Origin of the sequence: Polymorphospora sp. A560 (genome assembly GCF_045781765.1) — a bacterium.
In the GTDB taxonomy this organism is placed as follows: Bacteria; Actinomycetota; Actinomycetes; order Mycobacteriales; family Micromonosporaceae; genus Polymorphospora; species Polymorphospora lycopeni.
Window position 1 is genome coordinate 5922277 of record NZ_CP122282.1, and the last position, 26468, is coordinate 5948744.

A 26468-nucleotide genomic window follows, 5' to 3' on the forward strand; every position below is an offset into this window, starting at 1 on the left:
CAGCGTCGGCGTGTTCGCACTTTTCGGATCAGGGCGTCTATCGGCGCCCAAAAGGAGGAAGCCCGTGAACCCGCCCATCGTCGTACCCGGCAGGAGAGGTGGATCCAGGTCCGGCCTACTGCGCCGCCTGGCGTTTCCCGTCGCCGCGACACTCTGTCTCGCACTGGTCGCCGGGCCGGCACACGCCGGAGTGCCGAGCAAGCAGGGCAAACCGACCGAAACTGCGGCATCGTCGGTCGACGCCATGATCGAGGCCCGGCTACAGGCGCTGATCCTCCCCCTGCTGACCGCCGCGCAGAACACGATGCTCCAGGTGCTGATCCGCGACATCGCCGGCCGACAGTTCGACGGCGACACGAACGCGCTGCTCTCGAGCGTGATCAGCGAGGCCGAGGAATCGTATATCGTGCACCCGCAGGACCAGAACTGGCTGCACCTCAAGAATGGTGTCGCACAGTTCCAGAACATCTCGGGCTTCACCTACCCGCCGCAGATCTACATCCCGAACCTGGACGAATGGGTGCCACCGGCGAGTACGCCGACCGTGGCGGTCGCGCCGGCCGATCAGACGGCCACTTCCACGCCCGGTTACCAGTTCCAGAACGGGCAGGTGGTCACCCTGCCGACTCCGCTGACCGAGGCGTACGCCGAGACCAACGAGGTCTGGGTGTTGTCGGTCAACGAGGTCGTGGACACCGGCGGCGGCACGACGGTCGCCTCGTGGACGCCGCCGGCCGAGGAGGCGTCGGACGGCGTCGTCGGACCGGTGGCCGGGGCCGACGCCGGCGCGACCGGTGCCGGCGCGGGGACGCAGGCCGCCTGCAACCCGACCGGACTGCGCAACAACCGGGGCCAGGAACACCTGCACCGGTTCAAGGTGCCGAGCCCGAGTTCGCTGGGCGGGCTCTTCGAGGGCAAGCTGGAGATGAAGCTGATCGTCGTCGCCCAGGGCGGGGCGCACGTGAAGACCATCTACTTCGGAAAGATCAAGAAGAAGCACATCACGGGTTGGCAGTACCCCGACCACTTCCTGACCACCTGGGACTACGCCGCGTACGGCCCGGTCTGGGGCTACCAGTGGGTCGAGGTCGACGGCGGCCCGAACATCAACATCACCCTCAACATCAAGGTGATCGGCTCGGTCACGCTGGCCTTCCAGTCCCGCGACGACCCGGCCGGCGACGCACCGGTCTGGAACAACGAGTCGACCTACCTGCAGTACAGCACCGGCCTGGTCGACTTCGGTGCGTGCAGCGTGGGTGGTGACGGCGGGACCGGCCACGACAACCTCGCCCGCAGCGGCACCGTCTCGGCGTCGAGCACCTTCTCCGGCTACTCGGTGAACCGGATCAACGACGGCTCGACGAACACCACGCTCGGCGGCCTCCACAGTTGGGCGAACGCCGGGGGCACCTATCCTCCGCTGACGCCGGAGTGGGTGCAGGTCGACTTCGGGGTGAACAAGGCGGTGAGCCGGGTCGTGGTCTACACCAGCCAGGGCTATCCGATCAGGGACTTCGACATCCAGGTCTGGAACGGCATCACGTTCATCACCGTCGCGCAGGTCACCGGCAACACCCAACTGGTCCGGACGGTCACGTTCGGCCAACGCACCACCCGCCTGGTCAGGCTGCTGGGTAAGCACGGCCCCACCCATCAGCCCGGCTACGTACGGGTGAACGAGTTCGAGGCCTACCCGGTGTAGTCGTACCGGAACGACGAACCCCGGCGGGACGAGCTCCCGCCGGGGTTCGTCGCATGTAGTGAGCTACACTCACTATCAGGCGGACTCATTATGAGGATGGTGATGTGAGTAAAATGGCGGACCGGCACAACGCGGCACTGAACCTGTTGCTGGAGCTGGTCGTCGTGGTCAACGACGACATGACCCGCAGCCTGGCCCGTGACGGCCTCACCGGCTCCCGGGCCCACGTCATGTGGGTGCTCGCCCAGCGCGGCCCCACGACCCAGCGCGACCTCGCCGAGGCGCTGGCCGTCAGCCCGCGTACGGTCACCGGCCTGGTTGACGGGCTCGCCGCCACCGGCTTCGTCACCCGCGAACCGCACCCGACCGACCGCCGGGCGACCCTCGTGACGTTCACCGCGCACGGCACCGAGACCGCCGAAGCGCTTCTGCGCGGCCAGCACGAGTTCGCCGACCTGCTCTTCGCCGGGATGCCCGACGACCGGCTGGACTGCCTGGTCGCCGGCTTCGGCGAACTGCTGGACAGGTTGCGCGCCCACGATGTCGACCCCGTCCCGGCAGCCGGCACCGGCGACATCCCCACAACCACCGAGGAGGACCGATGACCACCACCCACGGCCGCCAGCCCACCCTGCTGCGCCGGGCCCTCGCCGCCGAGGCCGGGATGTGGCGCAGCCTCTTCCGCTGGATCTCACGCCGACGGCCCACGCTCGCCGACGACGCGCGGGCGTTCGGGTACGCCGGCGTGGTGACCCCGATCTTCGTGGTGTTCATCGTCGTGTCGGCGGTCGAGATCCCGCTGCTCGACCTCCTGCTCGCGCACTTCCTGCCGTGGCCGCCGCTGCGGATCGTCGCGTTGACGCTCGGCGCGTGGGGACTGATCTGGATGTTCGGGATGCTGGGCGCCGTACGCGTGCACCCGCACGTGACCGACGCCGCCGGCATCCGGGTCCGGTACGGACACTCGGTCGACGTCACGATCCCCTGGTCGGCGGTCGCCGAGATCCGGGGCCGGCGCCGGTCGTTGACCCACAGCAGCCGGACCGTCGAGGTCGAGGAGTCCGGTGACCGGGTACACCTGCTGGTCGGCACCGGCGGGCAGACCAACATCGACCTGGTGTTCCGTGAGCCGATGACCGTCGTGGTGCCGAAGGGACCGGACCGCCCGGTGAGCGAACTGCGGTTCTACGCCGACGCCCCGGACGCGCTCATCGCCCGGGCCCGCGGGCACCTGACGGCGGTGGCCACCCCGTGAGTACGTACCCGGTCCCGCCCGGCGCCGGGTGGCATCCGGTCACCGGTGGTGAGTCCGGGGCGGCCGTCTTCCGCAGTGCCGACGGTTCCCGGTACGCCAAGTGCGTGCCGGCCGGCCAGCGGGCGACGTTGGAAGCCGAACGCGACCGGGTCGAATGGCTGAACGGCAGCGGGATCCCGGGGCCCGAGGTGCTCGACTGGCTCGCCGACGACGCCGGGGCCTGCCTGGTGACGAGCACTGTGCCCGGGGTGCCGGCGGACCGCCTACCGGCCGAACAACTGAAGCGGGCGTGGACTTCGATCACCGACGCCGTACGGCGGCTGCATGAACTGCCCGTCGACCGGTGCCCCTTCACCTGGGGCCTCGCGGACATGTTCGACACCGCCCGGGACGTCGTCGCCCGTGGGGCGGTGAACCCCGACTTCCTCCCCGTGGAGCAGCAGGCCACCCCGCCCGACGAACTCCTCGCCCGCCTCGAACCGCAGGTCGGCCGGCGGCTGGACCAGGAGGCCGCCGACACCGTCGTCTGCCACGGCGACCTGTGCCTGCCCAACATCATGCTCGATCCGGACACCTTGCGGGTCACCGGATTCATCGACCTCGGCCGGCTCGGGCGGGCCGACCGGCACGCCGACATCGCCCTGCTGCTTTCCAACGCGCGCGAGACCTGGTCCAGCGAGGAGCGGGCGGCCGAGGCCGACCGGGCCTTCGCCGACCGGTACGGCGTCGAACCCGACCCCGACCGGCTGGACTTCTATCTCAGCCTCGACCCGCTGACCTGGGGCTGACCTCGGTGTCGGCCCGGGGGCGGGTTGCGCCGCCCCCGGGCCGACCGCCTACAGCGTGGTTTCGCCGTTGAGGCCGAAGAAGTCGTGCCATTTGGCGGCGGGGCCGAAGGTGGTGCCGGTGGACAGGGCGACGTGTACGTCGTTGGTGGTGCCCTTGGTGAACACGACGATGTCGTCTTTGCCGTCGCCGTTGAAGTCGCCGAGGTAGGGGAATTCTCCGGCGATGCAGAAGAAGTCGTGCCACTTCACCGTGGTGCCGGCGAAGCTGGTGCCGGTGGAGGTGGCGGCGTAGACGTCGGCGTTGCCGTCACAGGTGAAGGTCACGATGTCGTCCCTGCCGTCGCCGTTGATGTCGCCGATTCGGGGTTGTTCGTTGCCGACGGCGAACAGGTCGTGCCATTTCTGGCTGGCGCCGAAGCCGGAGCCGGTGGACAGGGCGACGTAGACGTCGGCGAGGGTGTTGGGGCCCTGGGTGAAGACGATGATGTCGTCGCGTCCGTCGCCGTTGACGTCACCGACGGCGGGGAACTCGCCGTTCAGACCGAAGAAGTCGTGCCACTTCTGCTCGGTGCCGACGAAGCTCGAACCGTTCGACAACGCCACGAACACGTCGTTCGTCGAACCCCTCGTGAACGTCACGATGTCGTCGCGGCCGTCCCCGTTGAAGTCCCCCACCGCGGCAACCTCCCCGCCGGGTGCGAACCAGTCGTGCCACTTCGTCGCCCCCGCGAACGCCGACCCGGTCGACAGGGCCACATGCACATCGGCCAGGGTCCCGTGCGTGAAGGTGACGATGTCATCGCGCCCATCGCCGTTGAAATCACCGGTCAGCGTCGTCTCACCCGACAGACCGAAGAAGTCGTTCCACTTCACCGACGTACCCGCGAAACCCGAACCCGTCGAGGTCGAGACGTACACATCAGCCAACGACCCGTGCGTGAACGCCACGATGTCGTCACGGCCGTCACCGGTGAAGTCCGTCGGCGAACCACCCATCGGCCGCGCCCCCGACGGTGACTGGCCGCAGTTGTCGCTGGTGAGGTAGCGCTGGTGGTAGGAGCCGGGGTACGGCGCCAGCGACACGCCGTTGATCCGGATGGTCTGGCCCACCCCGTTGAGCAGCTGCTCGTAGTGGACGTGTGCGCCGGACGAGTTGCCGGTGCTGCCGGTCAGTCCGATCTGCTGCCCCTGCCGGACGAAGGCGCCGTTGGGCACCGAGAACGCGTTCAGGTGGAAGTAGTACGTCGTCCAGCCGCCACCGTGGTCGATGACGATGTAGTTGCCGGCCCCGTTCGGCTGCGAGTGGTGCCGGGCGACACCGTCGGCGGACGCCACCTGCGGGGTGTTGTTGGTGACACCGCCGTCGGCGCGTACGAAGTCCAGGGCGAGCCGTACCTCGGCGCTGTGGTGGCTGTACGTCCACCGCTGCCCGCACGGGAACGGCGCTTTGAAGTTCGGTGCCGCGTACGCGACGGCGGGCGCGACCACGATCGCCACCGCGGCGACGGCCGACGCGACGAGGACGCGGAGCAGGTTGGTCATGGATCGGCGGGACATGCGGCTCCTTCCGGCCGGCGCACTCGGCGAACGGCTCTGTCGAGACGGTGGGTCGGCGCGCGGGCGGCCCGGCGTAGGCGGAGGGTCTGGGCGGGCGCGGAGGGTCAGGGCACGCTCGGCCGGGGCAGTTGGCTGCCGGCGGCCAACTGGTCATGCCACTTCCAGGCGTTCTGCACGAAGCGGGACCCGTCGGAGAGCGACACGTAGACGTCGGCGGCCGTACCCCGGGTGAACGTGACGACGTCGGCCCGGCCGTCGCCGTCGAAGTCACCGACACCGGGCGTCTCGGTGCCGACCGCGAAGTTGTCGTGCCACCTCGCGGCGGCTCCGAAGCCCGAGCCGGTGGAGCGGGCGACGTACACGTCGGCGGCGGCACCGCGGGTGAAGGTGACGACGTCGTCGCGGCCGTCACCGTCGACGTCGGCGAGGGCGGGCAGTGCGGTGCCGGCGGCGAGGTTGTCGTGCCACTTCCAGCCGTCCTGCACGAAGCGGTTGCCGTCGGAGAGCGACACGTAGACGTCGGCGGCCGTACCGCCGGTGAAGGTGACGACGTCGTCGCGGCCGTCGCCGTCCACGTCGCCGACGACGGGGGTCTCGGTGCCGACCGCGAAGTTGTCGTGCCACTTCACGCCGGGACCGAAGCCGGAACCGGTCGACAGCGCCACGTACACGTCGGCCCCCGCACCACGGGTGAACGTGACGATGTCGGCCCGGCCGTCACCGTTCACGTCGCCGACCGCCGGGATCTCGGTGCCGACCGCGAAGAAGTCGTGCCACTTCACGCCCGGACCGAACCCGGAACCGGTCGACAGCGCCACGTACACGTCCGCCGCCGCACCACGGGTGAACGTGACGATGTCCGCGCGGCCGTCACCGTCGACGTCGCCGGTCAGCGGGATCTCGGCGTCGATCGCGAAGAAGTCGTGCCACTGGGCGGCCGGACCGAACGCCTGCCCGGTGGACCGGGCGGTGAAGACGTCCGCCGCCGTACCCCGGGTGAAGGCCACGGCGTCGTCGCGGCCGTCGCCGTCGACGTCGCTGGTGTTGCGGGTCCGGGTGGTGGCGGAGACCTCGGCCGAGGCCGGGCCGGTGTTGCCGGCGGCGTCGAACGCGACGACCCGGTAGTGCCAGCGCTGCCCGGCCGGCAGCGGCCCGTGCCGGAACGTCGTGGTGCCGCTGGTGCCGACCAGGTTCGCCGGGTTCACCGGCACCCCCGGGGTGCGCGAGCCGTAGATCCGGTAGCCGGCGACGCCGGCGTTGTCGATCGCCTCGGTCCAGGTCAGGGCCAAGGCGTGGGTACGCCCACCGGTCGTGGCCAGGCCGCCGACGGCGCCGGGCGGCTGCGTGTCGGCGTACGGCGGCACGAGGCTGTGCGCGGTGTAGCGGCTGGCTGTCCACGCCGGCTGGCCGGCGGTCGGGGTGAGGGTGACGGTGACCGTCGACTTCCCGGCCGTCACCGCGGCCGGCAGCGGGAACTCGTCGGTCAGCCAGCGCTGGAACGTGTTGCCGGTCGCCTGCAGCCACACCCCGACCGGTACGCCGTCTACGGCGACCGCCGCCTGCTGGCCGGCGACCCGCTGGTCGCCGGTGCGACGCAGCCGTACGCCCTGGTTGGCGGGGTCGACGGCGAGGCGGAAGCTGATCGCGGCGGTGCCGGCGCGGACCTGGCCGTCGACGCCGACGTTGTCGTCGTCGCCCTCGAAGGTGGCGGTGAGCGGGTACTGGTTCGCGGCTCCGTCGCCGTAGACGTGGGCGGTGCGGCTGGCCGGGTCGCCGACGACGAGGGTGTCGGTCCGGGCCGCGGCGACGGTCGGCTGGGTGTAGAGGTAGGCCGTCGAGCCGTAGTCGGCCGGCATGTCGTTGGTCGGGCCGTGCTCGATGCCGAACCGCAGGCTGGTCGCGTACGACACCGCGTCGCCGATCATCAGCCGGTAGGCGACGTCGCATTCGTCGCTACAGCCGCCGGAGCGCAGGTTGTGCGCGGTGTTGCCGGTGAAGACGCCGCTGTAGACACCACGGTTGAAATACCAGCCGGACTCGTAGAAGTCCTCGGTGCCGGTGCCGTAGATCTGGGGTGTGGCGGCGCCGTCGACGTACACCCGCTCGTCGCCCTCCAGGTAGTTGCGGGTGTTGCCGGCGGGGATGTGGCCGCGCATGGTCTGGGTGACACCGACGAAGCGGCCCCGGCCGGCCTGTTCGGCGAGCGTCCAGTCGCGGCCGGCGACGGCGGCGCCACGCCGGGACTGGGTGGTGAAGTAGCCGGAGTCACCGCCGGCCGCCAGGGCGGCGGTCCATTGTGCACCTAATGCGGAGGTGACCTCGGCCTGGAGGCCGGTGACCGGGATGCCGGTGGGGTTGGTGACGGTGACGGTCGCACCGGTGCGGAACGGCATCGGCCACCAGGTGCTGTACCAGCCGCCGGGTGCGGTGTCCATGGCGAACATCAGGGACCGGACGTGCCGTTCACCGAGTCCGGCGCCGAAGAACCCGGCGATCGGCGAGTCGACGGTGGTCCGGCCGTCGAAGGTGATCCGCAGTCGCAGCCCGGTCAGCAGTGGATCGGTGGCGGCGGCGTCCGGCACCCGTAGCCGCAGCGCGGTGATCGCCCGTGGACCGGTGAGGGTGGCCAGGGTCGCCTGGCCGCCGGAGGGCACCGACACGGTGGCGGCCGTGGTGGCGGCGCCGGGCTGGGCCGGCTTCGGGTCGCGGGTGCCGGCGGCACGCAGCAGGTTCACCACGTCGGTCGCCGGGTCGGTCGGGTCGAAGGTGCCGATGCCGGTGGCGTCGGCGAAAGAGCGGTAGGTGACGTGGTGGAAGAGCGGATTGTGCTGGGTGGTGATCCGCATCGACTGGCGGTAGGGCATCGGCACCTTGACCGTCACCCCGCCGGAGGTCTGGTCGGCGTTGGTGACCAGCGGGAAGACGAACGGGGCGCCGAGGCCGCCGTCGACCAGGCGCTGCAGGCCGGTGTCGACGACGGTGACGCCGTCGAGCTCGATCCGGATCCACCCGGTCGCGGTCACGTTGCCCTCGTCGCGGGTGAACCAGATCGACTGGATCTCACCGGCGCCGCGGTCCTCGGCGATGACGCAGCCGCCGGCCGTACGCAGGCAGGAGTGGGCGCCGCTGAATCCGTCGTCGTTGGAGCCGTCGCGGGCGAAGCTGGAGAACTGCTTCGTACGGGTGCCGGCGGCGAGGTGTGGAAGCTGGTCGAGCCGGCGGTAGACGTCCCAGCCGACCGGCCCGCGGGCGGCGGTCGTGACGACGGCCGTGGGCGACGTGGGCCCGGCGGTCGCGGGTACGGCGACGGCGGCGGTTGCCGGCAGGGACACGGCCAACGCGGCGGCGATGACGGCTCGTCGGATCGTGTGGACGCTCATGATGGCCCCCGAACTGCCGGGCACGGATCAGTGTGCGCAGTCAACCCCGGACTTCGATACATGTCAATAGTTGACTGCCTGCGACGACTGGCCGAAACTTAGCTCCAAACGACCGCACCCACCATGGCCATGACGTGCGAAAACCGCCACCCGGCGACCAGCGGGGCCCATCGCGGGTTCCGCCATCACATCGATTGATCTCATTTGATTGATGGCGAGGTGCAGAATGCGACGACGCCTTCCGAGCGGCCACCGGCGCCGCCTCGGCCCATCCACCCTGGCGGCCGCACTCGCCGCCGTACTGCTGCCGGGCGTGCTGCTGCCGGCCCCGGCGTCGGCGTCGACCGCCGCCGGCCCCGGCGCGCCGATCGGCACGCTGGCCTGCCCCTCGATCCCGGCCAACCACGACCCGTCGATCATCATCATCGTCAACCGGGTCGGCCGGAGCCTGAACGTCAACGACAAGGTCATGCTCGCCGGCTTCGAGGCCGGCTGGGTCGAGTCGCACATGAACAACCTGCCGTGTGGCGACAAGTCGTCGCTCGGCGTCTTCCAGCAACGCCACGACTTCGGCTGGGGCACCCCCGAGCAGATCATGGACCCGGTGTACGCATCGACCCAGTTCTTCGTACGCGCCATCGACTGTGACCGCCGCTACCCCGGCTACACCGCCGGCCAGGTCGCCCAGTGCGTGCAGCGGTCCGGCTTCCCGACCCGCTACGACCAGTCGGAGGCGAAGGCCCGCAGCCTTCTCGCCGAGGCCCGGCGCGCGATCGGCACCATCGGCGGCACCCCGACCGACTTCACCGGTGACGGCCGTGACGACATCGTCACCTTCACCCACGGGTCACTCGCCGACGTGTACGTCTCGACCTCGACCGGATCCGGCTTCGCGGGCACGTCGGTGAAGTGGAACGACTTCTTCGGCCTGTCCGGTGAGACGACACTGACCGGCGACTTCAACGGCGACGGACGCGACGACATCGTCACCTTCACCCACGGATCGCTCGCCGACGTACACGTGGCCCTGTCCACCGGTGGTGGATTCGCCGGCGCCTCGAAGTGGCACGACTGGTTCTCGCCACGGGCCGAGATCGCGGCCGTCGGTGACTTCAACGGGGACGGCCGCGACGACATCGCCACCTTCACCCGAGGCACCACGAACGACGTCTACATCGCCCTGTCCAACGGCTCAGCCTTCATCGGCACCGAACAGAAATGGCACGACTTCTTCGGCCTCAACGGCGAATTCCCCGCCGTCGGTGACGTCAACGGCGACGGACGCGACGACATCATCGTCTTCACCCAGGGCCCCAACACCCTCGCCGACGTCTACGTCGCCCTCTCCACCGGCAGCGGCTTCGGCGCCAGCCAGAAATGGCACGACCTGTTCGCCGTCGGCAACGAACAACCCCGAATCGGCGACATCAACGGCGACGGACGCGACGACATCGTCACCTTCACCTGCGACGCCAACGCCGACGTCTACGCCGCCACCTCCACCGGCACCAGCTTCGCCGGCACCACCGTCAAATGGCACGACTTCTTCTGCATCGGCGGGGAGTTCCCGTACCTCGGCGACTTCAACGGCGACGGCAAAGACGACATCGTCGTCTTCACCAAGGGCACCACCAACGACGTACACGTCGCCCTGTCCACCGGCACCACCTTCGGCCCCGCCGCCAAATGGCACGACTTCTTCGGCCTCAACGGCGAAACCACCCTCTAGGAACCCACCGGATACCGGTGCTCGGCGGTGAAGCCGAGCACCCGGGCGGCGGCGCCGGCGTCGATCGGCGCCGCCCGGCCGGGCAGCGGCAGCCGACGGGGCACGCCCGGATAGAACCGGTCGAGCAGTTCCCCGGTCGGCTGCGGCGCGAGCGTGTCCGGCGCGGCCACGAACAGCACGTGGCAACCGGTGATCGGCCGGGTGACCGCCAGCCAGACGACGCTGGCCGCGTCCCGGGTGTCCAGGTAGCCCCACAAATGGGCGGCGCCGAACCCCGGATCGTCGACGTAGCGGGCGGCGATCTCCGGCAGGGTGTCCCGTGGACCGCCGAGCAACGGGAACCGCAACGCCACCACGGTCATCCCGTAGCGGCGCGACATCATCGCCGCGGTCGCCTCGTCGGCCTGCTTGGACAACGCGTACGGGTCGGCGACCTGCGCCGGCACCGCCTCGTCGACCGGCAGGTAGGCCGGACTCAGGGGGCGGGGCGCGAACGACAGCCCGAGCACGGCGATGCTGCTGGCGATGACGGCCCGCCGGACACCGGCCCGAGCCGACTCCTCCAGGGTCACGAACGTCGCCCGCGCGTTGCCGGCGAAGACCTCCTCGGGGCTGCCCATCGTCGGCGCGGCGAGCGCGGCGCAGTGCACCACCGCGTCGACATCGGCCAGCGCGGCCCGTACGGCGACCGGATCGCCGGCACCGCCGACCACCACCCGGTCGGCCGGCAGGTCGGCGGGATCACGCAGGTCGAGCGCGGTCGCCGGGACACCCCGGGCGGCGAGCAGGTCGAGCACCGCCCGGCCGAGCCGGCCGGCCGCACCCGTCACGAGAACCCGGCGGGGAGCACTGGTCAATCGGATCACCACCCGGTGTCGTGCGGATCGGTCGTCCGGATCAGGGTGGCACCCGGCACCGCCCTCCGTCACCCTGCGGTCGGTGACCCCGGCCGGGACCGTCCGCGACGGTGCCCGGTCAGGCTGGTGTGAGCGGGAGACTGAGCGACTTCAGGCCGTCGACCGCTCGGAACCCGAACCCGGCGTAAAGCCGCAGCGCGGCGGCGTTGTCGGGCTCGGTCTGCAACGAGATCCGCAGAGCCCCGGCGGCGCGGGCCTCGTCCACGACATGGCGCAGCAACTCCCGAGCCAGCCCGGATCGACGATGCGCCGGATCGACGTAGAGGTCCCGGATCATCCATGCGGTGCCCAGCAGCAGCGAGGCCGGCAGGACGGTGCGGGTGACGAACCCGTGCGCCCGTCCGTCCCGTACGCCGGCCGCCACCTGGAGCCGGCCGGCGGTGAGCTGCTCGGCGAGCCACCGCCGGGTGGCCGCCGGCGCGGCCGGCAGGCCGTAGTGCACACGGTAGGCGTCGAACAGCTCGGCCACCCGGTCGAAGGGCGGCTGCCCGGGGTCGACGGCCAGGACGGTCACCGGGCCGGCACCCGGGCCGCTCGGTCCGGGTCGCCCCAGCGGGTCCAGGCGTCGTCGACCACCGCTTCGACGGCATCCGCCGCCGCGCGCAGGTCGTCGACGGTGAAGGTCTCCCCGCCGTCGCCGCGCCAGCGCACCGCGCGGTCCTGCAACGCCGTCCAGGCCGGGAAGAATCGGCCCAGGTACGCCCCGGCGTCTGCCTTGGCGACGACGGTGCCGTGGGCGAGCGTGTGGTGCAGCCGGGCCGGGCCGAGGACCAGCCACGACACCGCCTCGCCGGGCACCGGTTCGGCGCCGCCCAGTTCCCCGGTCTCCTGCCGCGCCCGGCGTGCCAGCGGCCGCCAGTAGTCGCGCAGGTTCTCCAGGTTGTAGCGGCGCAGGGCGGCGGGGTCCACGGTGATTCCGAGGTCGGTGACGGCGGGTCCGCGTACGGCGATGCCGTGCTGCCGCAGGACCGTCCACAGTACGGGGTTCAGTTCGCCGCACGGCCGGTCGGCGTGGAACTCGCCGTTGACGACGAACGGGACGACGCGCCGGTCGTCGGGCCGCGCGGCGAACGTCGCCGGGTCGAGGTAGACGCCGTCCAGGTGCGGTCGCCCGGCCAGGCCGGCGTGTACGGCGCGCAGCGCGGTCAGGTCGTCGGTGGTCGCCGGGCGCGCCGTCCCGATCACCAGGTCGATGTCGCTGTGGGCGGATTGCCAGGCGCCGAGGGCGGCGGAGCCCGCGATGTAGAGCTTCGTCACGAAGCCCGGCAGCGCCGTGTCGACTGCCCGCAGGTAGCGGTCGGTGTGTTCGGCGAACATCGGGACACCGTACCGGCATCGGCCGGGTGGGTGGGGCGGGCTCAGCCGGCCGCGAGGCGGGCGGCGCGCAGCACCAGGTAGTGCCGTTCCGGCAGGCTCGTCGTACGCCCGGCCGCCGCCCGGTACGCCTCGGCCGCCGCCGGCCGGTCGCCGGCCATCTCCAGCAGGTGCGCCCGGACCGCGAAGAGCCGGTGGTGCCCGGCCAGCCGGGGATCGTCGGCGAGCGTGGCGAGCGCCTCGAGGGCGGCGGCCGGCCCGTGCACCATGGCCGCCGCCACGGCCCGGTTCAGGGCCACGACCGGGCTGTCGGTGATCCGTTCGAGGACCCCGTAGAGGGCGAGGATCTGCGGCCAGTCGGTCTCGTCGGCGGTCGGCGCCTCGTCGTGCAACGCGGCGATGGCGGCCTGGACCTGGTATTGCCCGACCGGGCCACGGGGCAGCGCGTGGGTGACCAGCGCGATCCCTTCGCTGATCGCGGCGGCGTCCCAGAGCCGGCGGTCCTGGTCGGCCAGCGAGATCAGTTCGCCGCCCGGACCGGTGCGGGCCGGGCTGCGGGCCTCGGTCAGCAGCATCAGCGCGAGCAGCCCGGTGACCTCGCTGTCGCCGGGGAGCAGGGCGTGCAGGGCCCGGGCCAGCCGGATCGCCTCCGTCGACAGCTCGACCTGGCGCAGGTGCGGCCCGGCGCTACGGGTGTGCCCCTCGTTGAAGATCAGGTAGAGGACGTGCAGGACGGCGCCGAGGCGACGTACCCGGTCTTCGGCGTCCGGCTGCCGGAACGGGATCCCGGACGTCTTGATGCGCTGCTTGGCCCGGCTGATCCGCTGCGCCATGGTCGCCTCCGGAACCATGAACGCACGGGCGATCTCGGCGGTGGTGAGGCCGCCGACGGCCCGCAGGGTCAGCGCGATCGCCGACGCCGGTGACAGCGCCGGGTGGCAGCACAGGAAGAGCAGCACCAGCGGGTCGTCACGGTCGGCGAGCATCTCCTCGTCGGCGGCCGGCGCGGCCAGCCGGTCGACCGGTTCCCGCCGGGCGACGACGTCCTCGCGTCGCCGCCGTGCCTGTTCGGCGCGGATCTGCTCGACCAGCCGGCGGTGGGCGACCTGGATCAGCCAGCCGCGCGGGTTGTCCGGGACGCCGTCGGCCGGCCACTGCCCGAACGCGGCCAGCAGCGCCTCCTGCACGGCGTCCTCGGCGGCGGCGAAGTCACCGGACCGCCGGGTGAGCACGCCGACGACCTGCGGCGCGAGTTCGCGCAGCAGGTCCTCGACGGCACGGTCGTCGCCGGCCAGGGGTCACACCTCCACGGGCGGGGCGGACATGACCGGGCGTACCTCGATCGGCATGTTCAGCGGCCGGCCGCCGGGACCGGGTGCGGCCGACACCCCGGCGGCGATCTCGACCGCCCGCTGCGGGGTCTCGCAGTCGACGATCCAGTAGCCGGCCAGGAACTCCTTCGTCTCGGGGAAGGGGCCCTCGGTGACGACGGGGCCGCCGTCGGCGCCGGCGCGTACGATCCGGACCTGGTCGGGGCCGGCCAGGCCCTGCCCCTCGACCAGTTCGCCGGTCGCGGTGAGCTTGTCGTTGGTGTCGCGCATGAACTCGATGTGTGCCCGGATCTCCTCGGGCTGCCACGTGCCGATCTCCGGGAAGTCGGCGGTCGCCGCGCTGAACTGCATCAACAGCATGTACTTCACGTCCTGCTCCTCACACCCTGGGCGCCGGTCGTCCGACGCTCTCATGGTCAGGTCGAGGCGGCGGGACGGTTCTCGACATCCCGCGCGGATTTCTCCCGGGGATTTTTCCGGTCGACGGTGGCCCGGGCGACGGCGCCGACCTCCGGCCCCGCCGCGGCGACCCGGACGCCGTCCGGCGCCCAGATGCCGGACCGGCCGGCCGCCCGGTCGTATCCCTCGCCGGTCGACCCGGCGAAGCTGGCCATCGCGACCCAGACGCCGTACCCGGTCGCGATCCGGCGGGCACGCTCGTCGTGCACCCCGGCCTCCGGTTCGTTGTCGAGCACCCCGGCGGCGTAGATGTCGATGCCGAGGGCGGCGGTGTCGGCGGCGTGCCGGGGAATCCCGGTGTCCTTGCAGACGGCCAGGCCGAGCCGCCAGCCGTCGACCTCGACGACGGCCGGGGCGGGTCCCGGGGCGAACCGGGTGGTCTCGGCGGCGCCCAGCCACTGCTTGCGGTAGGCGACGGCGGCTCCCGCGCCGTCGACGGCGAGGACGGCGATGTGTGACCGGCCGTCCGCACCGGCCACCGGGGCGCCGACCAGCGCCACCGATCCGGCGGCGGCGCAGGCGGCCACGAGGGGCGCCAGGCGCGGATCGCCGGGCTCGACCGCCGGGGTGTCGAACTCGTACCCGGTCAGCGACATCTCGGGGAAGACCACCACCCGGGCGTCGGCGCGGCGGACCAGCTCGGCGTGCGCGGCGGCGTTCGCCCCGAAGTCGTGGGCGATGCACGACGGTTGGGCGACGGCAACGGTGAGCGGCGGACGCATCGGGTCTCCTCGCAGGGTCGGCACCGGGCCCAGGTTCTCACGTCCGTCGGGCAGCAAACGGATGCCCGTACGGGCCAAACGGGCAGACCCTATGCCGATTAGATCGTGTTTTGTACGCCTATACCCCACCGCCACCGTTCGCCCATCCGGGCAAACCCAGACCCGATTCAGGGCATTTCACCGCTTGGAGCCAACGTTTCGACGGTGTTAGAAATTCATTACAGTCAACTCATGTGAGCTGGGGCACAGCGAGGAGGTGCGGGATGAGCGCTGACGAGCGCCAACACCGGATCCTCGCCCTGGCCCGCGGCACCGGCGACGTCTCCGTACTCAAGCTCGCCGCCGACCTCGGCGTGTCACCGGAGACGGTGCGGCGCGACCTGCGCCTGCTCGAACAGCACGGGCTCGTCCGGCGCACCCACGGCGGCGCGCACCCGGTCGAGACCGCCCGCTTCGAAACCACCCTCGCCACCCGGACCACCCGGCAGGTGCCGGAGAAGCGACGGATCGCCGCCGCGTCCGTCGCGCTGCTCGGCGACGCCGAGACCATCTACATCGACGAGGGCTACACCCCGCAGCTCATCGCCGAGGCGCTGCCCACCGACCGGCCGCTGACCGTCGTCACCGCGTCGCTGGGCACCGCCGCCGCGGTGGCCCGGCTGCCGTCGGTCACCGTACTGCTGCTCGGCGGCCGGGTCCGCGGCCGGACCCTCGCCACCGTCGACCACTGGGCCACCCGGATGCTGGCCGACTTCGTCCTCGACCTCGCCTTCGTCGGCGCCAACGGGATCTCCCGCGAGCACGGCCTGACCACCCCCGACCCGGCGGTCGCCGACGTCAAGGCCCAGGCGGTACGCGCCGCCCGCCGCCGCATCTTCGTCGGCGTGCACACCAAGTTCGGGGTCAGCAACTTCTGCCGCTTCGCCGAGATCGGCGACCTCGAGACCATCGTCACGGACTCGGCCCTGCCGGCGTCCGAGGCGCACCGCTACTCGCTGCTCGGACCGGCGGTCATCCGCGCCTGACCGGCCGCACCGCGCACCCACTCCCACCCTTTTGGAGGTTCGCTGTGCCCGTTTCCCGGAAGGTCATAGCCACACTCGCCGCCGCCGGCCTCGGCCTGGGCGCCTGCTCGGGAGCCGGTGGTGGCTCCGGCGGCAGCGACGACAAGACGATCACCGTGCTGATGGTCGGCAACCCGCAGATGGAGGACATCGCCAAACTCACCGCCGAACACTTCACCAAGGAAACCGGCATCACGGTGCGGTTCACGATCCTGCCCGAGAACGAACTGCGCGACAAGGTCACCCAGGACATCGCCAACCAGGGCGGTCAGTACGACGTCGCCACCATCGGCGCGTACGAGGCACCGATCTGGGCGAAGAACGGCTGGCTGCGGGAGCTGAGCACGTTCGCCGACGCCGATCCCGCGTACGACCGCGCCGACCTGCTGGAGCCGATCGTCGAGTCACTGTCCGGAGAGGACGGCAAGCTGTACGCCGCACCGTTCTACGGCGAGTCGTCGTTCCTGATGTACAACAAGGAACTCTTCGCCGCCAAGGGCATCACGATGCCGGAACGGCCGACCTGGCGGCAGGTGGCCGGCTTCGCCGCCCAACTCGACGACAAGGCCGGCGGCGTCGCCGGCATCTGCCTGCGCGGCCTGCCCGGCTGGGGCGAGGTCTTCGCCCCGCTGACGACGGTCGTCAACACCTTCGGCGGCACCTGGTTCGAGAAGGACTGGACCCCGAAGGTCAACGCGCCGGAGTTCAGCGAGGCGACGAAGTTCTACGTCGACCTGGTCCGCGCGTACGGCCAGCCGGGCGCGTCGCAGTCCGGCTTCACCGAGTGTCTGAACACGTTCGGCCAGGGCAAGGCCGCGATGTGGTACGACGCCACCTCGGCCGCCGGAACGCTGGAGGACCCGGCGGCGAGCCGGGTCGCCGGCAAGGTCGGCTACGCGTACGCCCCGGTCGAGAAGACCAGCGCCGCCGGCTGGCTCTGGGCCTGGGCCTGGGCGATGCCGAAGACGACCACACACTCCGAGTCGGCGTGGGAGTTCATCTCCTGGGCCACCAGCAAGGAGTACGAGAAGCTGGCCGGCGAACAGCTCGGCTGGTCCCGGGTGCCGTCGGGCAAGCGGGCCTCCACCTACGAACTGCCGCAGTACCAGGAGTCGGCGCGGTCGTTCGCCGACGTCACCCTGCGGGCGATCGAGGAGGCCGACCCGGTCAACCCCGGACTCCAGCCCCGGCCGGCGCTCGGCGTGCAGTTCGTCGGCATCCCCGAGTTCGCCGACCTCGGCACCAAGGTCTCGCAGGAGGTGGCGGCCGCGATCGCCGGCGGCACCACGGTCGACCAGGCCCTGGCCGACGGGCAGAAACTCGCCGAGGAAGTCGCCGCCAAATACAAGTAGCCGTTCGGTGGGGGCGCCACCCGCGCCCCCACCGGCGCCATCGCCGAGGTGACCCCGATGACCCAGACCATCCGACCGGCGCCGGCCCCGGCCCGGAAAAGACCACCGCCGCCGGTCCGCGGCGGTGCCCGGGACCGCCTGATCCGCCGCGCTCCCCTGCTGCCCGCCCTCGTCTTCGCCATCGTCGTGACCCAGATCCCGTTCCTCGTCACGATCTACCTGTCCATGCTCTCCTGGAACGCGCTGCGGCCGGGCGAACGCGACTTCGTCGGGCTGGCCAACTACGCCGACGTGCTCACCGACGACCGGCTGCGGGCCGCGCTGGTCAACACCGTCGTGCTCACCGCGAGCGCCGTCGTCGTCTCGGTGCTGCTCGGGCTCGGCCTGGCCGTGCTGCTCGACCGGCGCTTCCCCGGCCGGGGCGTCGTACGCACCCTGCTGATCACCCCGTTCCTGGTGATGCCGATGGCCGCCGCCCTGCTGTGGAAGCACGCCTTCTACAACCCGGCGTACGGCCTCATCAACGGAATCGTCGGCGGCAGCACAGACTGGATCTCGTCGTACCCGATGGTCTCCGTCGTCGCCACCCTGGTCTGGCAGTGGACCCCGTTCATGATGCTGATCATCCTGGCCGGACTGCAGAGCCAGTCGCAGGAGACCGTCGAGGCGGCCCGGGTCGACGGCGCCGGCCCCTGGCAGGTCTTCACCCGGCTCACCCTGCCGCACCTGCGGCCGTACCTGGAACTGGGCGCCCTGCTCGGCTCCATCTACCTGGTGCAGACCTTCGACGCGGTCTTCACCATCACCCAGGGCGGCCCGGGTACGGCGACCACCAACCTGCCGTACGAGATCTATCTGACCACCGTGGGGTAGCACTAAGTGATACCTATATTCGTGCTGGTCGCGGCGGCAGCCCTTGCCATTAGCGGCACCCCATGCCATGGTAGGTGCCATGTCTGGCACCTTTGACCAAGCCGCCAGTGCCGCCGACGTCACCTCTCGCTACGCGCCACACCCCGAACTCATTCGGGCCATCGTTGCCTGCGCCCCGCCGCTCACCACTGCACAGATTGAGGTACTGCGCGCCGCGTTTGGGGTCGACGAGCCTGCCGCAACCGCACCGGCAGCAACCATCGCCTCTCGGCAGGCGTTGCCAGACGCGGCCTAGACGCCGTCGGTTGCCGCCTCGGCCCCTCGGGCGAGGTGTGGCGCCTCTCTCGGTGCGCGACCGACCCCGAACGCGTCGAACCAAAGTTCGATCGCAGCGTTGATTCCCTTGCTGAGTACGCGCTTCGCCGAGTCTGGGATGTTCGGATCGGAGAACAGGCGGTTGGCTCGAATCACGCTCGGGTCGGGTGCCGGTGGCGGCTTCGGTAGATCGAGAGCGTCGCGACTACTAAAGCCGAGCACGACGAGCGTTTCGCGGGGGTCGATTCCGAGCGCCTGGACGAGAGTGCGGAGGGCATCGAGGGTTGGAACGTTGTCGGCGCTCTCGTACCGCTTGATGCTGCGTGAGGCGATGCCGGTCGCGGCGGCCACCTGCTCCTGGGTCAGGCCTGCGTTGACGCGGCCGTCGCGTAGGTGCTTTGCGAGGGCTTCGATGGTGGCCTTGTCGAGCGGCATGGGGACACGATAGGGCTGCTCAGGGGCCGGATTCAGTGCCGTAGCCAACAAGTGCCACTCCTGTCACCCTGTGATCGTTTTGGCTTTGGCAGTGTACGTGCTGCATGTGCGGCCTATCGATAGCGATCGACGTTGGCTGCACTGTCTGAAAATTGGCTCCGTGTCGCCACTTGCGTGCCACATCTGGCACATGCCAGAGTAGGTGACATGCCTGTCACCTCACCCCACACAGAAGGGGCCAACATCGGCACCGAGCGGGTGCGTCTGACAGACGTAGCCGTTCAGCGCCTACGGAAGCGGTTCACCCCTCTAAGCCTCAACCAGATCGCCATCACCAACGGCGTAGTCAGCCGGCGCACCTTCTACCGGCTACTCCAAGGCGACTTCGGTCTGACGCTGACCAAAGCGCTTGACCTGGCAGCCCTTGCCGACCTCGACGTCGATGAGGCGTTCGAGCGCGTCCCGGCTCCAGAAGCCGCGTACAGCCAGGCCGCGTGACGAACGAAGCGCCCGCCGGCTGCAACCCGGCGAGCGCCACACGATCCGCCACCACCGACTGACCAATGCGAGAGGAGTCGGCCTCATGGCTGACCACAACGGTACCCGAACGGCTACCACCCCCGCACTGACCCTCGTTCACACCGCCAGCCTCGGCCCTGCCACCACCGACTACCAGCGGATGCGCGCCTACCACATGGCCCCACAGGCCGTCCGGTGCCCGAAGTGCAAGGCCGGGTTCGCCACCTACTGCCAGTCGACCGGCGGCGGCTACGGCGGCTCCGTCCCCACCCACAAAGTCCGGCAGGACCGGATCGCGGCCTGGAGCGACGACCAGCGGCACAAGTACGGCGACCTCGCCCGCCGGTACATGCGCGCCCCGTGGGAGGCCCCGGCCGACCAGGTCGCCGAGGCCGAGGCTGCCGCCGCGCCGATCGTCGTGAAGTCGGCCCCGAAGGTGACGCCAAAGGGCGTCCGGCTGAGCGAACTGCAGGCCGAGCGGATCGAGTGGGCTGCGGCGGCCGGCGGGGAGACGTCGGCGTCGACCGCGCATTTTCACGGCGACCACCAGGAGCGGCAGACGGTCCTGTCCCTGGTAGCCAAGGGCATCCTCGCCGAGGGTGCCTTGGGCAGTCGCGGATACGACCGCCAGTACACGCTGACCGAGTTCGGGTGGCAGGTGTACTTCCAGCACCGGCTGATCATTCGCCACATTTCTGACGAGCAGGCGAAGGCGTTCATGGCCGCTGCCGGTTTCGGCGCTGTGGCGGTGGCGGCATGACGCCTCGCACGCTGGCTGAGGTCCGCGCAAGCTGGCCCGTTCTCGACGGCGCTCGGCACCTGCCGACCATGACGGACCCCGCCTGGCAGGACCCGCAGACGGTTGCCGCCATCGCCGGGGTCACCCTGCCGACCGAATACGTCGGCTACTACCCGGACGCGCTCAGGTCGGACGAGTGGGAGCAAACGATCGCCGACCACCTGGATGAGCTGGGCTCGACCCGTGAGGCGGTCGCTGCGAAGCTGATCACGGACGGTGTCACCGGAAACCAGCACGACGGCCACCGCAACCCGGTCGCGAACTGGCTCGCCCGCCAGGTCGAGGGTCCAGCGCCCGAGGTGGCCGGGATCCGCCTCGAGGAGGTCGGCGACCAGGTTCGTGCCCAGGTGCTGGACCAGTACGGGGCGTGGCAGGACATCTCGGTGCCGCTGCCCGAGCCGGTGGACGCGTTCTTGACCGTGTTCGACGCGAGCCCGGCGGAGCGGTGCGCGTGGCCGGCCCTGCTGGACCGGTCGGACATCGCAGTGTCGGCGGTGGCCGCGTGATTCTCGACGCCTACGCTGGCGCTGGCGGCTGGGACCAAGGCGCCCGCATGCTCGGCCTACCCACCGTTGGCCTCGAAAAGTGGCACGACGCCTGCATCACTGCCGTCAAGGCGGGCCACCCCCGCATCCGCTGCGATGTCGCCACCTATCCCACCGCCCCCTTTGTTGGCCGCGTCACCGGCTACATTGCATCGCCGCCCTGTCAGGCGTTTTCGCCCGCGGGCAAGCGAGCCGGCGAGCAGGACAAGGAGCGCGTTCACCAGCTCATTGACGACTATGCGGCCGGCGGCAACGATCCGGGCGACGGTTGGGCCGACGACCGCTCCCACCATGCTGCCCAGCCCGTTCGCTGGATTCGCGACCTCCGCCCTCCGTGGGCCGCCCTAGAGCAGGTTCCGCCGGTGCTCGACCTATGGCAGCACATCGGCGACGTGCTCCGCGGCTGGGGCTACTCCGTCTGGACCGGCATCCTCAACGCCGCCGACTACGGCGTACCGCAGACCCGCCGCCGTGCCATCCTGATTGCCTCCCGCGTTCGCCCCGTTTTTCAGCCCGAAACGACCCACGAGCAGAACCCGCCAGCAAGCGCGCTGTTCGGCGCTCGGTTTCCATGGGTGTCCATGGCCCAGGCCCTCGGCTGGACCGGCATTGACGGGCCGGCCCGAACCGTCTGCGGCGCCCGGTCGCCTCGCTGGGCCTACGGACAGGGCAGCAGCTACGCCACCGGCTGGACCCTCGAAACCGAGAACCGCACCGAGACGTCCGCAGGCCGCCTGCCCTACCGCCGCTCCGTCGACCGCCCCGCGCCGACCGTGGTGTCGAACGCAGGCCGCTGGGAGCTGCACGCAGGCGAGCGCGGCAACGCCACCGTCCGCAGTCTGGACGAGCCCGCGGCAACGGTGCTGTGCAGCCGCCCTGGGAATCTGACCTGGAAGACCAAGGAGGCGAGCCGGCAGGTCGGCATTTCGGAGGCTGCCGTTCTCCAGTCCTTCCCCGCCGACTACCCCTGGCACGGCACCAAGACCAGTCAGTTCCTTCAGGTAGCCAACGCCGTTCCCCCGGTGCTGGCTACAGCCATCGTTGCCGCAGCAGCCGGTGTTGGCGCTTCCCGGCAGTTTGGGGTGGCGGCATGAACGCCAACCACGTGCCGACGTTCCCCGAGAGCGTGGAGCGTGACGCCGACGCCGACCGTGCCGCCCGCCGTGAGCGCTGGGCCGGCTGGCTGTTCGTCGCCGGCACGATCGCGGTCGGTTTGACGCTGCTCGTTGTCGCACTGCATGCCCTGGGGGCGTCGTGAAGCCTCCGATCGGCTACTACGGCAGCAAGGCGACGATCGCCTCCCAGATCGTGCGCCTACTACCACCCCACGAGCACTACGTAGAGCCGTACTGTGGATCACTGGCCGTCCTGCTGGCCAAGCCGCCGTCGAAGCTCGAAACCGTCAACGACCTCGACCAAGACCTCGTCACCTTCTGGCGTGTCTGCCGCGACCGGCTCGACGACCTGGAGCGGGTGGTGGCGTTCACCCCGCATTCGCGGGTCGAACACCTCGAGGCCTACCAGCCCGCCGATGACGAGTTGGAGACGGCCCGCCGGGTGTGGGTGCTGCTGTCGCAGGGCCGGTCCGGAACGCTCCGCAAGACGGGATGGCGGTACTACGTCGACCCGGCCGGCACCTCGATTTCGATGCCTGCCTACCTCGATGCCTACCGCAGCCGGCTGCCTCCTGCCGCACGCCGGCTGATGGCTGTCTCCCTCGAGGCCCGGCCCGCGCTGGAGGTTATCGCCCAGTACGGGCAGCACCCGTCGACTCTGCTGTACGTCGACCCGCCGTACCTGAAGAGCACCCGTGGCGGCACTAACTACCGGCACGAAATGCCGGACGAGGCCGGGCACCGGGAGTTGGCGGAGGCGCTACTCGAGGCCCGCGCCGCGGTGGTGGTGTCCGGGTACGCGTCGCCGCTGTACGGCGACCTGTACGGGGCGTGGGATCGGGTCGAAATCGCCACCGGCACGGGGCAGGGCGGCACGTACGAGGGCCGGACCGAGGTGCTGTGGAGCAACCGTCCGCTGGGTCGCCAAGCGTCGCTGTTCGACGCGTTGGAGGTGCCGGCGTGAGCGGCCTGCCTGCCGGGGTGCTGGACACCGATGACGTGGCCGTGAAGGTCGACGACTGGTCGCTCGCGCACAGGCCTGTTGCTGATCGGACCACGTGCGGTCTGTTGATGGCGCGAATGGTCGTGCCGCGGCCTGCCGCCGGCCATCTGGCGGCGCGTTCTGCCCGCTTCTGCACGACCTGCTTCCCGCGACCGCGCGGCTCGTAGCCGTGGGGGCGGTGTCGGTGGCTGCCAGCCGGCCGCGCGGGCTCGACACCCGCCCGCCCCGCTTTCCTCCCCTTCCCGTCCTGACCTTGGAGGTCCAATGAGCTTGATCATCCGCCTTGGCGGTCGCCTCTGCGCCGCCGTCGTATGCCGCTGGGTGCTCGGCGACGAGTACGCGCCGCCGAAGCCGTGCGCGGTCGCCAAGGCCGCCAACCGAATGTTGGCCCGGCCGCCGCGCCCGGCACCGGATGCCCCGACCCTGGTGCTGCCGGCCGTCAACGGCGTGGTGCCGCCCGTCAACTGGCCGGGCCGGCGACGTCCTGGCTACGACTGGGCGGCCTCCCCCGGCCCGCGGCCCCGCTTCGGTACGGGGGCACGGCTGTGACGGGGCTCCTGGTCGCCGCCGTTGTCGTCACCGGCGTCCTGCTCATCGGTGCGCTGATCCGCTGGGACCGCGCCGACACGGCCCGCATGGCGCTCGCGGACGAGCGGAATTACCTCGTCGCCGAGAACGCCGAGCTGCGTGGCCAACTCGAACTGGTGATGCGCCAGCTCGTGACGCCGAGTGTCGCCGAAGACCTGATCGAGGACTTGTATGACCACCTGGACCAGGAGGCCGGCCGATGATCGGCAACTTCGTGGCCGCCGCCGGCCAGGAGATCGCGGCGTGCATCCTCTACATGCTGATCGGCTTCCTGGCCGGACTGATGTCGTACCGGCGGCTGCGTCGCCTCTACCTCGAGCTGTCGGCCGAGGAAGTGCCGCCTGCGGTCGATCCGGTTGACCCGCCGGCCACGAAGGCCGCATTCCCGCCGGTTGCGGACCTGCGTCCAGCACCGACGGCAATCCCCAAGCAGTGGCCGGTCATCAACCCGCCGCGCCCAATCCCGACCGCCGCCCGGCCGCGGACCCGCGACGAGGTTGACGCCGACGTCGCTGCCCTGAACAGGGAGATCGCCGCCGCGTGGGAGCGCCGCTGGAACCACCACCCGAAGCACGGGGCAACCGAGCAGTGGGAGGTGCCCGCCGACCTGCGGACGTCGGTTGTTGCTGACCAGGTGGGGCGGTCGTCGTGAAGACGTGGTGGAACCGGCTGGCCGTCTGGTGGTGGAACCTGCGCGCCCTCGAAGCGGCCCGGACGCAGGCCGAGCAGCGGGCCCGCCACCACCGCGACCGCGCCGACGCGTACGAGCACGAACTGTGGCAGGCCGAGCAGACGGTTGCCGACCTGCGCGCCGAAGCGAAGGCCGCCGACGAACTGTGCCAGGAAGCCGATCGGCTGAGGGTTGCCGCGCTGACGGAGAAAGCTCAGGCGCTTGTGACGCTGGGCCGGCTGTCGGGTCGCCTCAACGAACTCGATCACCTCGCCGACGAGATGCCGGACGAACTGTCGGTTCGGGTGCGTCGTCTGACGCGTCCGCATGCTGAGAGGGCGTCGTGATGGGGTCGGTGCAGCCAATCGAACTGGTCTGGATCACGCCCGCCGATCTGCTGGTCGCGTTCGCGTTCCAGGTGACGCTGATGTTGCTCGTCGCGGCCGGCGTGGTGTGGGCGGTGCGATCGGACGGCAGCGAGCCGGTCGACGTGCCCGGCGACCTGGCCGACGAGCCCGAGCCTGCGCCCGTCCGCCCGCGGTCGCGTCGTCACGTCTCCCCCGCCCTGTGCCCGCGCTGCTCGGACGACACGACCGTCGACCTGACCAGTGCGCGTGAGGCGGTGCACGGTGGCTGACCGTCTCGCTGCCGCCGTGCTGGCGGGTGCGGTTGAGGGCTGGGTGCTTGGTGTCGGGCTGATCGTGGCCGCGCTGGCAGCACTGGTGTGGCTACGGCGTCGTGTCCGCCGGCCTCGGCCGGCTGTGGGTCGGGTGTCGCTGATCCCGGTGCGGCGCGGCCCGGTCGAGGTGGCCAGCGTGATCGTGCCGTGGCGAGGCGGGGCACACCGATGACCTTCCGTTCGAAGACCTGCATCGAGATCGTCTGCGACGGCGGGCCGTGCGAGCCGTGGTACAGCGGCACGTCGCACTTCGACACCGAAGCCGCAGCCATCGAGCAGGCCCGCTACGAGGGCTGGATCGTGCTTCCCGACGGGCGGGCGTGGTGCCGGCGGTGCGCCGAAAAGGTCGACTGCACCGTGACCGGCCACCAGTGGCAGGAGCGGCAGCCAGCTACCCATCACGGGGTTGCGTACCGGCGCCGCTGGTGCGGGCGCTGCTCGGTAACCGACTTCGACCCGCCTCATGACGAGCTTGCGACTGCGCTCGATGTAGCTAAGGCGCGTCGCCGTGAGGCTGAGCGTCGCCAGCGGCGAGGCGGTGGCCACCGTGGCTGACCAGTTCGCGATCCCCGCCCGCTGCACCCACCGCCCCCTCGCCGGCGGCAGGGTCGTCCCGCACATCTCCGTCGTCCTCGCCGACGGCCGCCCAGTTCTCGGCGCCGTGCACCGCAGCAAGGCGATGCGGTGCATCTCCGAGTTCCGGTGCCAGATCTGCGGCGACCCGCTCGGATCGCCGATGGTCGTGTTCGTCACCGACGCCCAACTCGCCGACCGGTACAGCCCCGAGGCCGCTTTGCATCCGGAGTGCGCGGCGTACAGCCGCAAGGCGTGCCCCGTGCTCGCCGGCCAAGTCGACACGCTGCGCGGCGTGGACCGGCATGTCGGGTCGGCGTGTTCGGAGCCAGGCTGCGACTGCGCCGGTTGGGTTGCCTCGGATGGCCCGTCAGTGCGCGGCCGGGAGGTTGGCCGCTGGTGGGCGGTGTGGCTCGACAGCTATGCAATCGCGGTCAACGAACGGCATGAGGTGCACGGCCTGTCGTGGCGGGACGTGAAGCCGCGCCGAGTGCGTGAGGTCGAAACAGCGGGCGGTGGCAGCCGTGGCTGAGCGGGAGCGGTGCCGTCCGCTGGTCGACGACAACGGCCAGGTCGTCGCCTCGGTGCGCGGCAGCGGCGAACTGCCTGAGGAAGCCCGCCGGGCGCTGCTGAATGTGGTCGAGGCCGCCAAGCGGCTACAGGCCGAGCAGGATGCCGCCGACCCATCACGGATCGTCCGGTGGGAAGAGGGGCAGCAGCGGATCCGGGAGCGGGTCGCGCGGTGGCGCCGCGAGGACGGTGACTGGTGAGCCGGCCGCCG

General features: G+C 70.9%; 32 protein-coding genes. 23 read left to right on the forward strand and 9 right to left on the reverse strand.

Annotated elements, in window-relative coordinates:
• Nucleotides 1–64 precede the first annotated feature (64 nt).
• The 4 genes from QCD66_RS26450 (at nucleotide 65) to QCD66_RS26465 (ending at nucleotide 3748) form a co-directional block, all read left to right on the forward strand.
• On the forward strand, nucleotides 65–1705 hold the full coding sequence (locus tag QCD66_RS26450) for a discoidin domain-containing protein (protein WP_375737193.1): 1641 nt from the start codon (nucleotides 65–67) through the stop codon (nucleotides 1703–1705).
• Nucleotides 1706–1818: 113 nt separating this feature from the next.
• Nucleotides 1819–2310 (forward strand): MarR family winged helix-turn-helix transcriptional regulator, encoded by a 492-nt coding sequence (locus tag QCD66_RS26455; RefSeq protein ID WP_375737195.1) that lies wholly within the window; start codon nucleotides 1819–1821, stop codon nucleotides 2308–2310.
• Nucleotides 2307–2960 carry a hypothetical protein gene (locus tag QCD66_RS26460; protein ID WP_364223315.1) on the forward strand — a complete coding sequence of 218 codons (654 nt, stop codon included), beginning with the start codon at nucleotides 2307–2309 and terminating at the stop codon, nucleotides 2958–2960. Before QCD66_RS26455 ends, QCD66_RS26460 begins: the two co-directional genes overlap by 4 nt.
• On the forward strand, nucleotides 2957–3748 hold the full coding sequence (locus QCD66_RS26465; RefSeq protein WP_375737194.1) for an APH(3'') family aminoglycoside O-phosphotransferase: 792 nt from the start codon (nucleotides 2957–2959) through the stop codon (nucleotides 3746–3748). Before QCD66_RS26460 ends, QCD66_RS26465 begins: the two co-directional genes overlap by 4 nt.
• Nucleotides 3749–3796: 48 nt before the next feature.
• Here the strand turns inward: QCD66_RS26465 and QCD66_RS26470 are convergent, their stop codons facing one another.
• Nucleotides 3797–5305, reverse strand: a complete 1509-nt coding sequence (locus QCD66_RS26470; RefSeq protein ID WP_407566835.1) for an FG-GAP-like repeat-containing protein — start codon at nucleotides 5303–5305, stop codon at nucleotides 3797–3799.
• A 104-nt stretch (nucleotides 5306–5409) separates the two neighbouring features.
• Nucleotides 5410–8685 carry a DUF2961 domain-containing protein gene (locus tag QCD66_RS26475; protein WP_407566836.1) on the reverse strand — a complete coding sequence of 1092 codons (3276 nt, stop codon included), beginning with the start codon at nucleotides 8683–8685 and terminating at the stop codon, nucleotides 5410–5412.
• Between the two features lie 226 nt (nucleotides 8686–8911).
• On the opposite strand from QCD66_RS26475, the gene QCD66_RS26480 reads away from it, so the two are divergent.
• Complete coding sequence (locus tag QCD66_RS26480) at nucleotides 8912–10414, forward strand: FG-GAP repeat domain-containing protein (protein WP_407566837.1); 1503 nt, start codon at nucleotides 8912–8914, stop codon at nucleotides 10412–10414.
• On the opposite strand, the gene QCD66_RS26485 is transcribed toward QCD66_RS26480, so the two are convergent.
• From QCD66_RS26485 to QCD66_RS26510, 6 genes are all read right to left on the reverse strand, one after another.
• Nucleotides 10411–11271, reverse strand: a complete 861-nt coding sequence (locus QCD66_RS26485; RefSeq protein ID WP_375737072.1) for an NAD-dependent epimerase/dehydratase family protein — start codon at nucleotides 11269–11271, stop codon at nucleotides 10411–10413. The two genes, QCD66_RS26480 and QCD66_RS26485, sit on opposite strands and share 4 nt — an antisense overlap.
• Before the next feature lie 118 nt (nucleotides 11272–11389).
• The gene (locus QCD66_RS26490) at nucleotides 11390–11845 is read right to left on the reverse strand and encodes a GNAT family N-acetyltransferase (RefSeq protein WP_375737071.1); all 456 of its coding nucleotides are present in this window, start codon (nucleotides 11843–11845) and stop codon (nucleotides 11390–11392) included.
• Nucleotides 11842–12648, reverse strand: a complete 807-nt coding sequence (locus tag QCD66_RS26495; RefSeq protein WP_375737070.1) for a hypothetical protein — start codon at nucleotides 12646–12648, stop codon at nucleotides 11842–11844. The genes QCD66_RS26490 and QCD66_RS26495 overlap by 4 nt, the downstream gene beginning before the upstream one ends.
• Before the next feature lie 41 nt (nucleotides 12649–12689).
• A complete protein-coding gene (locus tag QCD66_RS26500) occupies nucleotides 12690–13940 on the reverse strand; it encodes an RNA polymerase sigma factor (protein WP_375737073.1) in 1251 nt (416 codons plus the stop codon).
• Nucleotides 13941–13943: 3 nt separating this feature from the next.
• Nucleotides 13944–14336 (reverse strand): YciI family protein, encoded by a 393-nt coding sequence (locus QCD66_RS26505; RefSeq protein WP_357536450.1) that lies wholly within the window; start codon nucleotides 14334–14336, stop codon nucleotides 13944–13946.
• 56 nt (nucleotides 14337–14392) lie between these two features.
• Nucleotides 14393–15157: a carbon-nitrogen hydrolase family protein gene (locus tag QCD66_RS26510; protein WP_375737069.1), complete on the reverse strand. Its 765-nt coding sequence runs from the start codon at nucleotides 15155–15157 to the stop codon at nucleotides 14393–14395.
• Nucleotides 15158–15420: 263 nt separating this feature from the next.
• On the opposite strand from QCD66_RS26510, the gene QCD66_RS26515 reads away from it, so the two are divergent.
• The 3 genes from QCD66_RS26515 to QCD66_RS26525 are packed head-to-tail and all read left to right on the forward strand — an operon-like array spanning nucleotide 15421 to nucleotide 18446.
• Nucleotides 15421–16182, forward strand: coding sequence for a DeoR/GlpR family DNA-binding transcription regulator (locus QCD66_RS26515; protein WP_375737068.1), 762 nt, complete (start codon nucleotides 15421–15423; stop codon nucleotides 16180–16182).
• A gap of 44 nt (nucleotides 16183–16226) precedes the next feature.
• Nucleotides 16227–17573, forward strand: a complete 1347-nt coding sequence (locus QCD66_RS26520) for an ABC transporter substrate-binding protein (protein ID WP_375737067.1) — start codon at nucleotides 16227–16229, stop codon at nucleotides 17571–17573.
• Between the two features lie 57 nt (nucleotides 17574–17630).
• Complete coding sequence (locus QCD66_RS26525; protein ID WP_375737066.1) at nucleotides 17631–18446, forward strand: carbohydrate ABC transporter permease; 816 nt, start codon at nucleotides 17631–17633, stop codon at nucleotides 18444–18446.
• A gap of 291 nt (nucleotides 18447–18737) precedes the next feature.
• On the opposite strand, the gene QCD66_RS26530 is transcribed toward QCD66_RS26525, so the two are convergent.
• Nucleotides 18738–19196 carry a helix-turn-helix domain-containing protein gene (locus tag QCD66_RS26530; RefSeq protein WP_375733266.1) on the reverse strand — a complete coding sequence of 153 codons (459 nt, stop codon included), beginning with the start codon at nucleotides 19194–19196 and terminating at the stop codon, nucleotides 18738–18740.
• A 207-nt stretch (nucleotides 19197–19403) separates the two neighbouring features.
• On the opposite strand from QCD66_RS26530, the gene QCD66_RS26535 reads away from it, so the two are divergent.
• The 15 genes from QCD66_RS26535 (at nucleotide 19404) to QCD66_RS26605 (ending at nucleotide 26457) form a co-directional block, all read left to right on the forward strand.
• A complete protein-coding gene (locus QCD66_RS26535) occupies nucleotides 19404–19694 on the forward strand; it encodes a hypothetical protein (RefSeq protein WP_375733267.1) in 291 nt (96 codons plus the stop codon).
• 85 nt (nucleotides 19695–19779) lie between these two features.
• Entirely contained in the window at nucleotides 19780–20475 is a 696-nt protein-coding gene (locus QCD66_RS26540) for a hypothetical protein (protein ID WP_375733268.1), read from the forward strand.
• Between the two features lie 68 nt (nucleotides 20476–20543).
• Nucleotides 20544–21020 (forward strand): hypothetical protein, encoded by a 477-nt coding sequence (locus tag QCD66_RS26545; protein ID WP_375733269.1) that lies wholly within the window; start codon nucleotides 20544–20546, stop codon nucleotides 21018–21020.
• Nucleotides 21017–22153, forward strand: a complete 1137-nt coding sequence (locus QCD66_RS26550; RefSeq protein ID WP_375733270.1) for a DNA cytosine methyltransferase — start codon at nucleotides 21017–21019, stop codon at nucleotides 22151–22153. Before QCD66_RS26545 ends, QCD66_RS26550 begins: the two co-directional genes overlap by 4 nt.
• Nucleotides 22150–22317, forward strand: coding sequence for a hypothetical protein (locus tag QCD66_RS26555; protein WP_375733271.1), 168 nt, complete (start codon nucleotides 22150–22152; stop codon nucleotides 22315–22317). Before QCD66_RS26550 ends, QCD66_RS26555 begins: the two co-directional genes overlap by 4 nt.
• Nucleotides 22314–23138, forward strand: coding sequence for a DNA adenine methylase (locus QCD66_RS26560; RefSeq protein ID WP_375733272.1), 825 nt, complete (start codon nucleotides 22314–22316; stop codon nucleotides 23136–23138). Before QCD66_RS26555 ends, QCD66_RS26560 begins: the two co-directional genes overlap by 4 nt.
• Nucleotides 23135–23344, forward strand: a complete 210-nt coding sequence (locus tag QCD66_RS26565) for a hypothetical protein (RefSeq protein WP_375733273.1) — start codon at nucleotides 23135–23137, stop codon at nucleotides 23342–23344. The genes QCD66_RS26560 and QCD66_RS26565 overlap by 4 nt, the downstream gene beginning before the upstream one ends.
• A gap of 97 nt (nucleotides 23345–23441) precedes the next feature.
• Nucleotides 23442–23726: a hypothetical protein gene (locus QCD66_RS26570; RefSeq protein ID WP_375733274.1), complete on the forward strand. Its 285-nt coding sequence runs from the start codon at nucleotides 23442–23444 to the stop codon at nucleotides 23724–23726.
• A complete protein-coding gene (locus QCD66_RS26575) occupies nucleotides 23723–23968 on the forward strand; it encodes a hypothetical protein (protein ID WP_375733275.1) in 246 nt (81 codons plus the stop codon). The genes QCD66_RS26570 and QCD66_RS26575 overlap by 4 nt, the downstream gene beginning before the upstream one ends.
• An 11-nt stretch (nucleotides 23969–23979) precedes the next feature.
• On the forward strand, nucleotides 23980–24417 hold the full coding sequence (locus QCD66_RS26580) for a hypothetical protein (protein WP_375733276.1): 438 nt from the start codon (nucleotides 23980–23982) through the stop codon (nucleotides 24415–24417).
• Nucleotides 24414–24782, forward strand: a complete 369-nt coding sequence (locus tag QCD66_RS26585) for a hypothetical protein (protein ID WP_375733277.1) — start codon at nucleotides 24414–24416, stop codon at nucleotides 24780–24782. The genes QCD66_RS26580 and QCD66_RS26585 overlap by 4 nt, the downstream gene beginning before the upstream one ends.
• Nucleotides 24783–24790: 8 nt before the next feature.
• Nucleotides 24791–25072, forward strand: coding sequence for a hypothetical protein (locus QCD66_RS26590; RefSeq protein WP_375733278.1), 282 nt, complete (start codon nucleotides 24791–24793; stop codon nucleotides 25070–25072).
• Nucleotides 25073–25282: 210 nt separating this feature from the next.
• Complete coding sequence (locus tag QCD66_RS26595; protein WP_375733279.1) at nucleotides 25283–25669, forward strand: hypothetical protein; 387 nt, start codon at nucleotides 25283–25285, stop codon at nucleotides 25667–25669.
• Nucleotides 25623–26219, forward strand: coding sequence for a hypothetical protein (locus QCD66_RS26600; RefSeq protein WP_375733280.1), 597 nt, complete (start codon nucleotides 25623–25625; stop codon nucleotides 26217–26219). The genes QCD66_RS26595 and QCD66_RS26600 overlap by 47 nt, the downstream gene beginning before the upstream one ends.
• Nucleotides 26212–26457 carry a hypothetical protein gene (locus QCD66_RS26605; protein ID WP_375733281.1) on the forward strand — a complete coding sequence of 82 codons (246 nt, stop codon included), beginning with the start codon at nucleotides 26212–26214 and terminating at the stop codon, nucleotides 26455–26457. Before QCD66_RS26600 ends, QCD66_RS26605 begins: the two co-directional genes overlap by 8 nt.
• Nucleotides 26458–26468 lie beyond the last annotated feature (11 nt).